Annotated in this window: 14 protein-coding genes; 7 read left to right on the forward strand and 7 right to left on the reverse strand. The window is 69.2% G+C overall.

The window, feature by feature from the left end; translation table 11 throughout:
• Positions 1-12 precede the first annotated feature (12 nt).
• Genes BOSE46_RS19705 through BOSE46_RS19720 form a run of 4 tightly spaced genes read right to left on the reverse strand, consistent with a single transcriptional unit; the run spans position 13 to position 4,317 of the window.
• On the reverse strand, positions 13-1,164 hold the full coding sequence (locus BOSE46_RS19705) for an acyl-CoA dehydrogenase family protein (RefSeq protein WP_159541957.1): 1,152 nt from the start codon (positions 1,162-1,164) through the stop codon (positions 13-15).
• On the reverse strand, positions 1,161-2,918 hold the full coding sequence (locus BOSE46_RS19710) for an acyclic terpene utilization AtuA family protein (protein WP_159541959.1): 1,758 nt from the start codon (positions 2,916-2,918) through the stop codon (positions 1,161-1,163). The genes BOSE46_RS19705 and BOSE46_RS19710 overlap by 4 nt, the downstream gene beginning before the upstream one ends.
• A complete protein-coding gene (locus BOSE46_RS19715; protein WP_159541961.1) occupies positions 2,915-3,706 on the reverse strand; it encodes a TIGR03084 family metal-binding protein in 792 nt (263 codons plus the stop codon). The genes BOSE46_RS19710 and BOSE46_RS19715 overlap by 4 nt, the downstream gene beginning before the upstream one ends.
• A complete protein-coding gene (locus BOSE46_RS19720) occupies positions 3,703-4,317 on the reverse strand; it encodes a TetR/AcrR family transcriptional regulator (protein WP_236551815.1) in 615 nt (204 codons plus the stop codon). The genes BOSE46_RS19715 and BOSE46_RS19720 overlap by 4 nt, the downstream gene beginning before the upstream one ends.
• 142 nt (positions 4,318-4,459) lie before the next feature.
• On the opposite strand from BOSE46_RS19720, the gene BOSE46_RS19725 reads away from it, so the two are divergent.
• From BOSE46_RS19725 to BOSE46_RS19740, 4 genes are all read left to right on the forward strand, one after another.
• Positions 4,460-5,365, forward strand: coding sequence for a hypothetical protein (locus tag BOSE46_RS19725; RefSeq protein WP_159541965.1), 906 nt, complete (start codon positions 4,460-4,462; stop codon positions 5,363-5,365).
• A gap of 60 nt (positions 5,366-5,425) precedes the next feature.
• Positions 5,426-6,013 (forward strand): class F sortase, encoded by a 588-nt coding sequence (locus BOSE46_RS19730; protein ID WP_159541967.1) that lies wholly within the window; start codon positions 5,426-5,428, stop codon positions 6,011-6,013.
• Positions 6,014-6,110: 97 nt separating this feature from the next.
• Complete coding sequence (locus tag BOSE46_RS19735; protein ID WP_159541969.1) at positions 6,111-6,662, forward strand: PepSY domain-containing protein; 552 nt, start codon at positions 6,111-6,113, stop codon at positions 6,660-6,662.
• A gap of 132 nt (positions 6,663-6,794) precedes the next feature.
• On the forward strand, positions 6,795-8,429 hold the full coding sequence (locus BOSE46_RS19740) for a DUF3352 domain-containing protein (protein ID WP_159541971.1): 1,635 nt from the start codon (positions 6,795-6,797) through the stop codon (positions 8,427-8,429).
• Between the two features lie 4 nt (positions 8,430-8,433).
• Here the strand turns inward: BOSE46_RS19740 and BOSE46_RS19745 are convergent, their stop codons facing one another.
• Positions 8,434-9,579 (reverse strand): alpha/beta hydrolase fold domain-containing protein, encoded by a 1,146-nt coding sequence (locus BOSE46_RS19745; RefSeq protein ID WP_159541973.1) that lies wholly within the window; start codon positions 9,577-9,579, stop codon positions 8,434-8,436.
• A gap of 148 nt (positions 9,580-9,727) precedes the next feature.
• Here BOSE46_RS19745 and BOSE46_RS19750 point away from each other — a divergent pair, with 148 nt between their 5' ends.
• Positions 9,728-10,495 (forward strand): sulfite exporter TauE/SafE family protein, encoded by a 768-nt coding sequence (locus BOSE46_RS19750; protein WP_159541975.1) that lies wholly within the window; start codon positions 9,728-9,730, stop codon positions 10,493-10,495.
• Positions 10,496-10,502: 7 nt separating this feature from the next.
• On the opposite strand, the gene BOSE46_RS19755 is transcribed toward BOSE46_RS19750, so the two are convergent.
• A complete protein-coding gene (locus tag BOSE46_RS19755; RefSeq protein ID WP_201299688.1) occupies positions 10,503-11,165 on the reverse strand; it encodes an SIMPL domain-containing protein in 663 nt (220 codons plus the stop codon).
• A 118-nt stretch (positions 11,166-11,283) separates the two neighbouring features.
• On the opposite strand from BOSE46_RS19755, the gene BOSE46_RS19760 reads away from it, so the two are divergent.
• Entirely contained in the window at positions 11,284-12,768 is a 1,485-nt protein-coding gene (locus BOSE46_RS19760; protein WP_159541979.1) for an NAD(P)/FAD-dependent oxidoreductase, read from the forward strand.
• Positions 12,769-12,846: 78 nt separating this feature from the next.
• Here the strand turns inward: BOSE46_RS19760 and BOSE46_RS19765 are convergent, their stop codons facing one another.
• On the reverse strand, positions 12,847-13,314 hold the full coding sequence (locus BOSE46_RS19765) for a helix-turn-helix domain-containing protein (protein ID WP_159541981.1): 468 nt from the start codon (positions 13,312-13,314) through the stop codon (positions 12,847-12,849).
• 38 nt (positions 13,315-13,352) lie between these two features.
• Between BOSE46_RS19765 and BOSE46_RS19770 the strand changes: the two genes are divergently transcribed.
• Entirely contained in the window at positions 13,353-13,892 is a 540-nt protein-coding gene (locus tag BOSE46_RS19770; protein WP_236551816.1) for a PaaI family thioesterase, read from the forward strand.
• Positions 13,893-13,947 lie beyond the last annotated feature (55 nt).

The following is a 13,947-nucleotide window of genomic DNA, read 5'->3' on the forward strand; positions in this document are numbered from 1 at the left end:
GTATGGCTCATCTCAATATCCCAACAGCTTGGCGGCCAGGTCGTTCAGGACTTCGGTGGCGCCGCCGCCGATGCCGAGGATGCGGGCATCGCGGTAGTGCCGGTCGATCTCGGACTCGCGCATGTAGCCCATGCCGCCGAATATCTGCACGGCCTCGGAGACGACCCACTCGCACGCCTCGACCGACTGGTTCTTGGCGAGCACGGCATCGAGGATGACGGCCGGATCGGTCGGGTCCGCTGCGACTGCCCTCTCGACGGCCTGCCGGGTCAGCGCCCGGGCAGCAGCCGTACGCCGGTGCATGTCGACGAGCTTGTGGCGGATGACCTGGCGCGAGATCAGCGGCTTGCCGAACGTCTCGCGCTCGCGGGCGTACCCCACGGCGAGGTCGAGCGAGCGCTGCGCGGTCGCGTACGCCTGCACCGCCAGGCTGAGCCGCTCGCTGACGAACTGCTGCATCACCAGCACGAACCCGCCGTCGACCTCGCCCACGATGTTGCCGGCCGGTACACGTACGTCGTCGAAGCTCAGCTCGGCGGTGTCGGAGCAGTGCCAGCCCATCTTCTTGAGCGGCCGGGCGACGGTGAACCCGGGTGTGCCCTTGTCGATGACCAGCAGGCTGATGCCGCCATAGCCCTCGCCGCCGGTGCGCACGGCCGTCGTCACGAAGTCGGCGCGCACGCCCGAGGTGATGAACGTCTTGGCGCCGTTGACGACGAAGTCGTCGCCATCGCGGACCGCACGCGTACGGATGTTGGCGACGTCCGAGCCGCCGCCGGGCTCAGTGATGCCGAGCGAGCCGATCAGCTCACCCGCGAGCGTCGGGCGTACGTAACGGTCGATCAAGTCAGCGTTGCCCGACGCGACGATGTGCGGCAGCGCGATGCCGTGGGTGAACAGCGCGGCAATGAGCCCCGTCGACCCGCCGGCCTCGAGCACGGCCTCGCTGACGATCGCGGAGTCGATCAGGTCGCCGCCCTGGCCGCCGACCTCCTCGGGGAACGCGACACCGAGCAGTCCCGCGTCGGCTGCCTTCTGGTGCAGCTCGCGCGGCACCTCGCAGGCGTCCTCCCATGCCGGCAGGTGCGGGACGACTTCCTTCTCGGCGAACGAGGTGACCATGTCGCGCAGCGCCCGGCGCTCCGGCGTGTCCCAGGCACTCACAGTGCGGCCTCGGCGATCGCGTCCGGCAGCAGCGACGCTGGGATCGCGCAGTCGCGGGCCCGCAACCACTCGCCGACGCCCTTGGCCTGAGGGTCGAGGCGGGTCGACGAGGCGACGCCCTCGCCGAGCAGTCCGTGGATCACGATGTTGACCGCGGCGAGGTTGGGCAGCGGGTGGATCTCGAGGTCGAGAGTGGCTGCCTCGCGGATCAGCTCGCGCACCGTCGCCTCGTCGAGGAACCCGGCCAGCCACGCGTACGCATCATCTCGAGCCGGGTGGCCGGCGGGGATCCACACGCCGACGTTGGCGTCGCCGCCCTTGTCGCCGGAGCGCGCGTGGGCGAGTCGGCCGAGCGGTGCTCGTACGGTCTCGGCCACCCAGTCGCCGACCGGCGCCGGCGACTCCTGCACGGCAGCCTCCGGCCAGGCGGTGTCGTCCTCAGGGCTGCTGACGGTCGATGGCGGGTCGATGTCCTCGCGGCGGCCGGCGGCGTGCACGACGACGTGGGGCACCTCGGACTGTGGGACGTACGCGGGACGGTAGATCCCATAAGGCGTACCGGCCGAAGGTGGTCGCGTGACGCTGAAGCCGGGGTACGACGCGAGGGCCAGCTGGATCGCGGCATCGCTGAAGGCCCGGCCGACCGGGTCCGGCGACGCACTCTTGACGTGGCATCGCAGCAGTGAGGTGCCCTGCGCCTCGGTCGCCGGGTCGGGAGTGTCGGTGCGGTCGAGCTGCCACTCGACCGTCTCCGGCACCGTGCCGGCGGCCAGCGCGGCCTCCAGCTGGCGCTGGATCAGCTCGGCCTTCTCGGGGATGTCGAGCCCCGTGAGCAGGAACTCGACGCTGTTGCGGAACCCACCGAAGGCGTTGAGGCAGACCTTCGTCGTCGCCGGAGGCGGCTCGCCGACGACACCGGAGATGGCGACCCGATCGGGTCCCTCCTGGGTCAAGGTCATGGTGTCGAGCCGGGTCGACACATCGGGGCCGAGATAGGTGGGGCCGCCGATCTCGTAGACCAGCTGCGCCGTGACGGTGTCGATCGTGACCGCGCCGCCGGTGCCGTCATGCTTCGTGATGACGACCGATCCGTCCTCCGCGATCTCGGCGATGGGGAACCCCAGTGGACGGGACGTGTCGATGTCGCGGAACCCGGAGAAGTTGCCACCCGTCGCCTGCGTGCCGCACTCGATGACGTGGCCTGCGACGACCGCGCCGGCGAGCTGGTCGAGGTCGTCGCGCCCCCAGCCGAAGTGCGCGATCGCCGGGCCGACGACGACCGACGCGTCAGTGACCCGGCCGGTGACCACCACGTCGGCCCCTCCCTCCACGGCCGACGCGATGCCGAACGCACCGAGGTACGCGTTCGCGGTCATCACCTCACCGAACGAGAACTCGTCGGCGCGAGCCAGCAGGTCGTCACCCTCGACGTGCGCGATCGCGATGTCGAGGCCTTGCGACTCGGCGATCTCGCGCAGCTTGGCGGCGAGTCCCGCGGGGTTGAGCCCGCCGGCGTTGGCGACGATCCTGACGCCGCGCTCCTTGGCGAGGGCCATGGACTCGGTCATCTGCCTGACGAACGTCTTGGCGTAGCCCAGCGACTCGTCCTTCACGCGGTCGCGACCGAGGATCAGCATCGTGAGCTCGGCGAGGTAGTCGCCGGTCAGGTAGTCCAGGTCGCCGCCCTCGAGCATCTCGCGCATCGCCGAGATGCGGTCGCCGTAGTAGCCGGAGCAGTTGCCGACGCGGATCATCGGTCCGCCAGCCTGACCGGATCGTTGCCGGGCAGGCCGGCGAACGCCTGCACGATCGTCAGCCAGTGGGCCGCATTCTCACCCTCGGCTCGTACGTCGACATCGTCGACGTGCCGGCGGCGGGTCGCCAGCAGTGCGAAGTCGTAGCCTGAGCCAGTCACCCGCTCCCCGGCGTCCTCCGGACCCCAGGCCCACAGGTCACCGTCGGGCCCGGTCAGCTCCACACGTACGTCACCATGGGGCACCTGCTCGCCGCGCACCAGGTAGGCATAGCCGCGCGCGCGTACGCCGATGTGGCACACGTGCTTGGCTCGCGAGGTCTGCGGGATCGTCAGGCCGAGGGCCTCACCGACGTCGTGGCTGTGCGCCCAGGTCTCCATGATCCGCGCCGTCGCCATCGAGGCCGGGCTCATGGGCGGACCGAACCACGGGATCTTCTCGCCGTCAGGGACGCTGCGCAGCGCGGCGTCGAGCGCGACCCGGCCCTCACGCCACGTCGCGAGCAGCTCCTCGGGCGGCAGCATCGCCATCTCCTCGGCGCCGTCGTCGACATAGCCCTCGGGATTGGCGGCGGCCCGCTTCAAGCCGCGGCCGAACTCGTCCTGGTCGGTGATCGCTGCCAGGGAGGCCGCGTCGGTCCAGTGCAGGTGGCCGATCTGGTGCCCCACCGTCCAGCCCTCGGGCGTCGTGACAGCCGCCCAGCCATCGGCAGGCAGTCCGGCCACCCACGTGTCGAGCTGCAGGCTCTCGTCCACGAGGTCCGACAGCAGTCCTTCCAGAATCGTCATGCGTACTCCAGCTCGTCGTCGAGGACGACGGCCCACGAGTCGAGCACGGCGGCCCGGCGCTTGGCGTCGTCACTGAGGGAGGCTGCGAGGCCGAGGCCGCGCAGCAGGTCGAGGGTCGCCTGGACGAGCCGGCGGTTGTCGCCGCGGGTCTCGTCGATCGCGAGCAGCTCGACGGCGTACGCATGCGTCTCGCGGCCGACCCGCCGCTCGAGGGGTGCGACCTCGGCTCGCAGGGTCGCATCGGTGCGGGCCGCGACCCACAGCTCGAGCGCCGCGAAGAAGACCGGAGAGACGAACTGCTGGCTGAGGATCTCCAGCACGGCTCGAGTGCGCCCGGTCTCGGGGAGCTCAGCCGCGGCAGCCCGCATGTCGTCGCGGCGGCGTTCGGTCAGGTGCCCGACGGCCGCCACGACGAGGTCCTGCTTGCTCGGGAAGTGGTGCAGCTGCGCACCGCGACTCACGCCGGCCCGCTTGCTCACGACCGTCGTCGTGGTGCCGGCCCAGCCGAGCTCGACGAGGCAGTCGACCGTGGCCTCCATCAGCCGCAGCCGCATCGCGCGGGTGCGCTCGCCCTGCGGCGTACGCATCGTGGTGCCCGAGTCGTTCGTCACGCACCCCAGCATGCGGACATTCTCACAAACAGTCAAGCCTGATTGTTTGTGACTTGTGATTCCGGCCCGTCATCCCGGGGGCATGCCCTAGAGTTGGCGACTCGTGCGAACAGCGCGTCTGATTCCTCGGAGGGTCACTCCCATGCCCACGCTCACCACGCGGCGCCTCGGTTCGTTCGCGGCTGCGCTCGCCCTGACCGTCAGCGGTCTCGCACTCGCCAGCCCCGCCCAGGCAGCCGTTGGCGTCGACCTCAGCGTCAACGACACCACGATCACCGAGGGCGAGAGCGTCACGCTGTCGTGGACCAGCACCGAGGCGATCGACCTGGTCGCATCCGGCGGCGGCTGGTCCGGCAACAAGGCCAACCCCGCCGGCAGCGAGAGCGTCACCCCGACCGGCACCGGTGACGTCACCTACACCCTGACAGCCACCGACGAGAACGGCCGCGACGCCACCGACTCGGTCACCGTCACCGTGGCTCCCGCCGCGCCCGCAGGCATCACGCCCAACCCCGTGACGTTCCCGGACCCGTGCACCGTCGTGGTCCCCGAGACGCTCCACGTCACCTACTACGTCGACTACGGCGACGACGACGTCGAAGAGGTCGACGCCGACACCTACGACGGCACCGACTTCTCCGAGCCCGACTTCCCGGTGCGGTTCTACGCGGAGGCCGACCCCGGCTTCTCGCTGGCCGACGGCGCGCCCGCGGAGTGGGAGTACACGGCGCCCGAGAGCTGCTTCGGCGAGAGCGCGACGCTGGTCAAGGCCGTCGCCTCGTGCGGCAAGGTGACGTTCAACAGCGTGTCCGACGAGACCGTCACGGTCCTCTACGGCAGTGAGGACGAGGACCAGCCCGACGGCGAGATCACCCTCGAGGCCGGCGACTCGCGCACCGTCAAGACCAAGCGCCGCGAGCTCCTCTTCATCGCCTACACCGACGACACCGACGTGCAGCTGGACAGCATCAAGGTCCGGCAGAACTGCGGCGACACCAGCCCCGGCGGATCGGGGCATCCGACCGTTGCCCCCGCAGCCGGGTTGTAGGTGTCCCGCGGCACCCGGCGCGGCCCCGGCAGGCACCGGAGACTCGCGTACGTCCTGGCGGTGACCGTTGCGGTTGTCGCCGCGGTCGCGGCGTACGTCGTGCTGCGGCCGAGCGATGACCAGCCCGAGCCGAAGGCCCGGCCGACCGCGACGAGAACCAATCCGACCGCGTGGCCCAGCACCGCAACGCCCAAGGTCGTCAAGCCCATCGGCGAGCCGACTCAGCTGGTCATCCGTGGCATCGGGGTCGACGCGAAGGTGCTCCCCGTCGGGACGACGGCCAAGGGGGCCCAAGAAGTTCCAGCGAGCCTGCACGACACCGGCTGGTGGAAGGACGGCCAGCAGCCCGGGCAGCCCGGCAACGCCGTGATCGTGGGCCACACCGCCTCCAAGGCCGATGGCGTGTTCGACGAGCTCTCCGACCTCGGCAAGGGCGACCGGCTCACCGTGAAGGGTCGAGACGGCACCCTGACCTACCGGATCACCTCCGAGAAGGAGATCAAGGTGGCGGACTTCGCTGCCGAGTCCGACCAGATCTATCGCGAGACCGGCGCCAGCGGCCTCGTCCTGATGACGTGCGGCGACTGGAACGGCAGCCGGTTCGAGACCACCGTCATCGCGTACGCCGAAGCCGTCGGCCGCTCCTAGCGCGGCTCCATGAGAGATCTCTCACCCGTCCCTCACCGGCCCCTCACGCTGCACCGCTGTGCTGTAGGCAACTGATCATCTACTGCACAGGAGTGACATGCGTACCCCTCGCGCCATCATCGGACTGACCCTCGTCGCGGCCCTCGGCCTCAGCGCCTGCGGAGGCGGCGACAACGACGAGAAGCTTTCCAGCGGCGACCGTGCCAAGGCATCCGCCGCAGCCCTGAAGTACGTCGGCGGCGGTGCCGTCACCGACGCTGAGCGCGGCGACGGCGATGACGCCTACGCGTACGGGGTCGAGGTCACGCTGCCCGGCGGGACCGATATCGACGTCGAGGTCGACAAGGCGTTCAAGGTCACGAACAGCCCGGCCAAGGCGTCGGACCTCGAGCCCTCAGCGGCACCCAGCGAGCCGGCGGCGACCCCGTCGCCCAGCGTGACGGCCGACGACGATCGCGCCCTCACCGGCACAACCCTGAAGAAGGCGTCCGCAGCCGCGCTCAGGGCCACGGACGGCGGCAAGATCACCGAGACCAGCGGCAGCGACGACGCCGACCACGTCTACGAGGTCGACGTGCTGCTGCCCAGCGGCGAGGACGTCACCGTGGAGCTCGACAAGGCTTTCAAGGTCACCAAGATCGATCGCTGACCCCCACGACGGCATGCCGTGTGCCCGACACCACGAGACAGGGCGTACCGATTGGTTCGGATTCGGGCTCGGGCAGGCGGGGATTCCGGTAGTCTCCTCTGACTCCCCCGACCTTTTTCTGAAGGAACACGCATGACCGAGCAGCCCCCGATCACGTACGAGCTTTCGACCCCGGACGAGGCGCCCGCCGGCGGCCGCAACACCAAGGCGCTGGTCGTCGCGGCTATCGCTGTCGTCGTGGTCCTCGCCCTCGCCGGTGGCGCGTTCGCCGTGATCAAGAAGCTCGACGGCGGCGGCCCCCAGCCGCACGACGTGCTGCCGGCCTCGGTCATCGCGTACGCCCGCGTCGACGTCGACCCGTCGGCGAGCCAGAAGATCGCGCTGTTCAAGCTGATCCGCAAGTTCCCCGAAGCGGCCGACCAGATCGGGATCAAGAGCGCCGACCAGGACGTCCGCAAGCTGCTGGTCGAGGGTGCGCTCGACGAGGCCGACTGCGACCTGACGTACGACAAGGACGTCAAGCCGTGGCTGGGCAGCCGCATCGGCGTCGCCCTCGACACGAAGCAGACCCCGCTCGTCGCGATCCAGATCTCGGACGAGAAGAAGGCCAAGGCCGGCATCAAGGCCCTGTTCGCCTGCGGTGACGAGAAGGCGTCGGTCGCCTACCTCGACGGCTACGCGATCGTCGCCGAGACGCAGAAGCAGGCCGATGCCGCCGTCAAGGCGGCCGAGGCGAAGCCCCTGGCCGACAACAAGGCGTTCGCCAAGGACTTCGACGACCTCGGGGAGCAGGGCATCGCCTCGGCGTGGGTCAACCCCAGCAAGCTCATCGACGCCTTCCCAGAGCTCAAGGACATGATGGGGAGCACCGCGGGGACTGACCTGGAGCGGCTCGAGCAGTCGGGGACGACGGCCGTCACGCTGCGGGCCGACGGCTCGTCCCTCGAGCTGGCTGGCCTCTCCGGCCTGACCGACTCGGTCGCAAAGCAGAAGGCCGCCCACATGGGCAAGCTGCCCGCCGACACCGTGGCCGCCCTGTCGGTCGGCGGTCTCGGCGACCAGGTCGCCGCGCAGTACAACACGATCCTCGAGGAGTTCAGCAAGGGATTCGCACCCAGCTCGGACGACGTCGACACCTCCGGCATGAGTCCCGAGGAGAAGGCGGCCTACCAGACGTACCTCGAGAACGCCCCGATCGGCCTCTTCGACCCCGAGGACCTCATCAAGGAGTTCGAGAACTCGACGGGTCTCAAGCTGCCGGCGGACCTCGAGACGCTGTTCGGCGACGAGCTCACGTTCGCGGTCGGCTCCAAGAACCTCGAGAAGCTGCCGGAGCTCGCCGGTCCCGAGGACGTCGCCGGACTCGACGTGGCGCTCAAGATGACGACCGATCCGGCCAAAGCGTACGACCTGGCCAAGCGGCTGGCCGCCCTGGCCGGCCAGGCGGGCATCGAGCTGCCGACCAAGCAGACCGCCGACGGCGCAGTCATCGCCACCAACCAAGGTGCCGCCGACGCGATCGACGCGTCCGGCGGCAAGCTCGGCGACGACGACACGTTCAAGTCCGTCATGCCGTACGGCGACGACACGCTCTACGGCCTCTTCGTCGATGTCGGCACGGTGCTCGACAAGCTCAGCGACGCCAACCCGCCGGACGATGTCGCCAAGGACATCGAGGAGGCCAAGGCCCTCAAGGCCGTCGGCTTCTCGTACGCCACGAAGGGCAAGCACACGGTCTTCAGCCTGCGCGTGGCGTTCTCGAAGTAGTCGCTCAGGCTGCGGAGTCGTCCTGGTCCGGCACGAGCTCGCCGGTCAGGACCTCTTCGTGGCTGTTCGGGTCCTCGACCGGGGCGCGGTCGAGCTCGCCGATCACGCGGCGGGCGAAGTCGGCCGCCAGCTGGATCGCCATCTCGCTCTCGGGCACGACGTCGACCAGGACCGGGAAGGCATGCACCTGCTTGCGCCAGAGGTGCGTCTCGACCTCGACGCCGCGCTCGGACAGCGACAGCGCCATGGCCTCGACCTCGGGCCGCAGCAGCTCGTCCTCGACTGCGACGAAGAACGTGGGCGACGTGATGTAGGCCGCGGCGTGCAGCGGTGAGGCGTACCCCTCGATCGGTGCACCGTCCTCGGGCAGCCAACGCTCCCGGATGCGGGCGATGCGCTGGATCGGCAGGTACGCGTCACGGGCCGGCGCGATCCGCTCGACCGCCTTGTCCTCGCGGTCGGGGTCGACGCTCAGGAGCGGTGAGAACCCGAGAAGCGCGGCCGGCGCCTGCAGGCCACGGCGGGTGGCGAGCTCGGCGACCTTCATCGTGAGGTAGCCGCCGGCCGAGTCGCCGGCGACGACGATCTTGTCGGGATGGTTGCTCTCCGCGACCAAGGCGGCGTACGCCGAGATGGCGTCATCGACCGACTCGGCGATCGTGCCCTCGGGCAGCTGGACGTAGTCGACCGAGATGACCTCGGCGCCGGTCTTGAGCGCCAGTCGCTCGCAGATGCGGCGATGCGTCGCGACGCTGCCGGAGAAGAATCCGCCGCCGTGGAGGTAGAGCAGGGTCATCTCGCTGTCGGGACCGTGGCGGTGCCGCATGCGCTCGACCCGGACGCCGCCGAGCTCGGAGACCTCGAACGTGATGTGGGGTGACCTCTTGCGGTGGACCTGCAGGCCGTCGATCGCACGGATCGCGGCGAACGTCCGCTCGCTGATCGGGGTGAAGCGGAGCACCGGCTTGAACACCAGGCGGATCGTGCGCTGCAGCACCCTCGACCGGAAGCTGTAGGTCTCGTGGACGACGGCCTTGTCGTAGACGACCCGCATCGGACCGCGCCCGGGCAGCACCAGACGGACGCGTCTGCGCGGCATCCGGGCAGCGCTCCGGAGCGCCGTCAGCCGGTCGAAGAACGAGGTCCACATACGTCGAGCGTACGCTCGGTATGTCGGCCACTCAAATCGGCCGCTCACGTTTGCGCAGGTCAGGGGCGGTTTGCCGGAGCCGGTGACCGCCGCCCGAGGCGATGGGTGACACTCGAACAGACAGCACGTCGACGGGAGGGGCGATCTCATGCTGGAGGCCATCGCCATCTTCGCGGCCGGCATGTGGGCCGGCATGATCAACGTCATCGTCGGCTCGGGCACCCTCATCACGTTCCCCACGCTCCTGCTGTTCGGCTATCCGGCGATCACCGCCAACGTGTCCAACAACATCGGCCTGGTGGCCGGCGGGCTGTCCGGCGTCCACGGCTACCGCAAGGAGGCCCTGCGCCATCGCGCCCTCCTGCTGCGACTCGCACCGGCGTCAGTCCTCGGCGCGCTGACCGGCGCCATCCTGCTGCTGGTCCTGCCGGCCGACTCGTTCAAGTCGGTCGTCCCGGTCCTCATCACTATCGGGTTGATCATGGTCATGATCGGGCCGGCGATGCAGCGTCGTACGGCCCGGCGGCATGCCACGCTCGACAGCGAGCCACGGACGGCGCAGTGGGCACTGCCGGTCGGCGTCTTCTTCGCCGGCGCGTACGGCGGCTACTTCGGTGCGGCGCAGGGCGTGATCCTGGTCGGGCTCATGGGCGTCTTCCTGACGATCGGCCTCCAGGACATCAACGGCGTCAAGAACGTGCTGGCGACGATCGTCAACGCGGTGGCCGCCGTGGCGTTCATGGTCGTCGCATGGGACCGGATCGACTGGAAGATCGTGGCGCTGATCGGTGGCGGCAGCCTGATCGGCGGTCAGTTCGGCGCCCGCATCGGCCGGCGCCTCCCGCCGGCAGTGCTGCGCGGGGTGATCCTGGTCATCGGCGCCCTCGCGCTCGTCAAGATCCTGTTCTTCGACTAGCCCCGACTCACTCCGCGACGAAGCGGGCGTCCACGTCGACGTGGATCACGATCTCGGCCGGGGTGAGGTCGAGCATCGGGCCACCGTCCGACATGTCCGCGAATCCGGACTTGGCCAGCATCGGCAGGCTCCCGGCACTCTCGATGTGGTGCGTCAACATGCCCGGGTCGGCGAGCTGCACCGCCACGACCTTGCCCCGACGCACCGCGTTCGCGTACGACTGCGCCTTGGCGACGGCGTCGTCGACCGCCGCCTTGCGGACCTCGGCCTCGTACGCCCGACGGCTCTTGACCCCGACGTCCCAGGCGATGCCGCCGACCTCGACACCCTCGGTGCCTGACCAGAAGTCGAGGAAGCCGCTGAGCCGTTCGAAGTCGGTGAACTCCGCGCCGACCTGCACCCGGGCGACGTGCACCATGGCGCCGCGCCTGCCCTCGGCGTCCCACGGGCGGTGGCTGAACACCCGCACCTGATCGCTCGACCACGGGCCGACGGCACGAAGCTCGACCAGCTCGCGGAGCTGGGAGGTCAGCGGGTCGTGGATCGCGACGGCGTCCTGGAAGACCTGCTTGCGATCCGGGCCTTCGACAGCTGCCGCGAGCGACACGATGGCACGTTCGGCCTGGTAGTGCTGCTCGGCGGAGCCGCGCACGGTGATGTCGAGCGTCATGCTGGCATCTTGCCGCATCAATTGCCGTACGACGATGACATCGGGGTTGTCACATAGCCCGGTCCCTGCTTTACTGGTTTCAGATATTCGCATTATCTGAAACCGACGGGAAGATCCCATGGCCCAGACCATCCACGACGCCGCGATCATCGGCGCCGGCTTCGGCGGCATCGGCGCCGCGATCCAGCTCCGGCAGCTCGGCTACGACGACCTCGTGATCCTCGATCGCGAGAGCGACCTCGGCGGCACCTGGCACGTCAACCGCTATCCCGGCCTCGCCGTCGACATCCCGTCGTCGACCTACTCCTACTCGTTCGAGCCCAACCCCTACTGGTCGCGGCTCTACGCGCCCGGCGCGGAGCTCAAGGGATACGCCGCTCATGTCGCCACGAAGTACGACGTGCGCCGGCACATGCGGTTCGACACCGTCGTCGAGGGCGCGGTGTGGGACGAGGACGAGCAGCACTGGACCGTCAACATCGCCGGCGGCGAGCGCCTGCACGCCCGCCTGCTGCTGACCGCGACCGGATTCCTGTCCCAGCCCGCATTCCCCGACATCGAGGGCATCGAGTCGTTCGCCGGCACGGTCATCCACACGACGCGGTGGGACGACTCGGTCGACCTGGCCGGGCGACGCGCGGCGGTCATCGGCACGGGGGCGACGGCCGTGCAGCTGATCCCCGAGATCGCGCCCCGGCTCGCGGAGCTCACGGTCTATCAGCGCACCGCGATCTGGGTGACGCCGAAGTGGGACGGTGCGGTGCCCAAGCGCGTGCAGAAGCTGTACGCCCGGGTGCCCCTGGCCCAGCGCGCCGTCCGCACGGTCGGCAACGGCATCCTCGAGCTCATCATGGTCGCCGGCGTGCTGAAGTACCGCCGCACCAAGCTGCTCAACCGAGCCGTGGAGAAGATGGCGCTGCGACACCTGGCGCGACAGGTCGACGACCCGGAGACGCGCAAGAAGCTCACGCCCGACTACACGTTCGGCTGCAAGCGCCCCACGTTCTCCAACACGTACTTCCGCACCTTCAACCGCGACAACGTGCACCTCGAGACGTCGCCCATCACGCGCATCGAGCCCGACGGCATCGTGACCGCCGACGGCACGAAGACCCCGATCGACACCCTCGTGCTCGCCACGGGCTTCAACCTCTGGGACACCAACTTCCCGGCGTTCGAGGTCATCGGGCGGGACGGCAAGGATCTCGGCAAGTTCTGGCGCGCCCGGCAATTCCAGGCGTACGAGGGCGTCACGGTGCCGGGGTTCCCCAACTTCATCTCGCTCAACAGCCCCTACTCCTACTCAGGCCTGTCGTACTTCACGACGATCGAGTCGCAGATGCGGCACATGAAGCGCCTGCTCGGCGAGGTCGAGAAGCGCCGGGCGTCGACGTTCGAGGTCACCGAGGAGGCCAACGCCGAGTTCCTCGGGCGGATGACCGACCTCGTCGAGGACTCGGTGTTCGTCAACGGCAGCTGCGCGACCTCGCGGTCGTACTACTTCAACCAGCACGGCATGGCGACGCTGCTGCGGCCGACGTCGACGCTCAACGCGTTCCGCGAGGCCGGCAGCTTCCCGCTGGACGACTACTCGTACGCCTGATCGATCTGGTCCTTTCGACAAGCTCAAGGAACGTCACTCGAGTCGCGAGCACCGCTCCTTGAGCTTGTCGAAAGGAAATCAGCCGGCCAGCTTGGCTCCGGCCAGAGGGACGAGCTCGGCGCGCGTCGCCGTCTCGATCTCGTGACCCGCAGCGCAGGTGAGGTGCGCATGGATCTCGGCACCGCAGTCACGGTGCCGCAGTGACATCGGCGGACCGTCCTGGCCCGGGCGGTGGACGTCGCCCCAGTCCATCAACGCGACCATGACCGTACGCAGGTCCCGCCCGGCCGGCGTGAGGACGTACTCGTGACGGAGGCGCTCGCCCTCTGGCTGGTACGGCCGACGCTCGACGATCCCCTCGTCAACCAGCAGCGCGAGGCGCTTGGTCAGCACGTCACGGGCGATGCCGAGGTGCTGCTGCAGCGCGTCGAAGCGGCGCATCCCGTTGAACAGGTTGCGGACCACCAGGACGGACCAGCGATCGCCGAGGATCTGCGCCGTCCTGGCGATCGAGCAGGCGGCCGAGTCGTAGTCGGTCAGCGGCATGTGTTCTCCCTCATGCTGAGTCTGGAATCCCAACTCAGATGCTACGCTCTTCTTCTTCGTACGAGAAGAGGCGCGACATGACCGAGCTCGACCAGGCCCAGCAGAAGACCATCACGTGGGTCGACCCGCGGCCCCAGGCCGCCGCAGCCCTGACGATGTCCGGGCTCGACTACCTGCAGGCGATGATCGATGGAACGTTTCCCGCGCCGCCGATCGCGAGCCACATCAACCTCGAGCTCGTGACCGTCTCGCCCGGTGTCGCCGAGATGGCAGCCACCCCCGACGAGTCGCACTACAACCCGATCGGGTCGGTGCACGGCGGCTTCGCCGCGACGCTGCTCGACTCGGTGTGCGGCTGTGCGGTGCAGACGACGCTGCCGGCCGGCAAGGCGTACACGTCCCTCGACCTCAGCGTCAGCTTCCTGCGCGGGATGACCAGCGAGACCGGTCGCGTCACGGCTCAGGGCCGGGTCACCAAGCCCGGGTCGCGGGCCGCGTTCGTCGAGGCGGACATCAAGGATGCGGCCGGGCGCGTGCTGGCGACCGCGACGTCAACCTGTCTGGTGTTCACGCCCTGACGCTTCGACAAGCTCAACGACCCATGGGCTGGAATTGCGGTCAAACGTGAGGATT

It is taken from the genome of Aeromicrobium sp. 9AM, from assembly GCF_902506105.1.
Taxonomy (GTDB): domain Bacteria; phylum Actinomycetota; class Actinomycetes; order Propionibacteriales; family Nocardioidaceae; genus Aeromicrobium.

Bases quoted from the DNA above. Each gene is read 5' to 3' on its own strand.
- BOSE46_RS19735 (WP_159541969.1), top strand. From the start codon at position 6,111: ATGCGTACCCCTCGCGCCATCATCGGACTGACCCTCGTCGCGGCCCTC.
- BOSE46_RS19765 (WP_159541981.1), bottom strand. From the start codon at position 13,314: ATGCCGCTGACCGACTACGACTCGGCCGCCTGCTCGATCGCCAGGACG.
- BOSE46_RS19715 (WP_159541961.1), bottom strand. From the start codon at position 3,706: ATGACGATTCTGGAAGGACTGCTGTCGGACCTCGTGGACGAGAGCCTG.
- BOSE46_RS19750 (WP_159541975.1), top strand. From the start codon at position 9,728: ATGCTGGAGGCCATCGCCATCTTCGCGGCCGGCATGTGGGCCGGCATG.
- BOSE46_RS19745 (WP_159541973.1), bottom strand. From the start codon at position 9,579: ATGTGGACCTCGTTCTTCGACCGGCTGACGGCGCTCCGGAGCGCTGCC.
- BOSE46_RS19760 (WP_159541979.1), top strand. From the start codon at position 11,284: ATGGCCCAGACCATCCACGACGCCGCGATCATCGGCGCCGGCTTCGGC.
- BOSE46_RS19725 (WP_159541965.1), top strand. From the start codon at position 4,460: ATGCCCACGCTCACCACGCGGCGCCTCGGTTCGTTCGCGGCTGCGCTC.
- BOSE46_RS19740 (WP_159541971.1), top strand. From the start codon at position 6,795: ATGACCGAGCAGCCCCCGATCACGTACGAGCTTTCGACCCCGGACGAG.
- BOSE46_RS19770 (WP_236551816.1), top strand. From the start codon at position 13,353: ATGCTACGCTCTTCTTCTTCGTACGAGAAGAGGCGCGACATGACCGAG.
- BOSE46_RS19755 (WP_201299688.1), bottom strand. From the start codon at position 11,165: ATGACGCTCGACATCACCGTGCGCGGCTCCGCCGAGCAGCACTACCAG.
- BOSE46_RS19710 (WP_159541959.1), bottom strand. From the start codon at position 2,918: ATGATCCGCGTCGGCAACTGCTCCGGCTACTACGGCGACCGCATCTCG.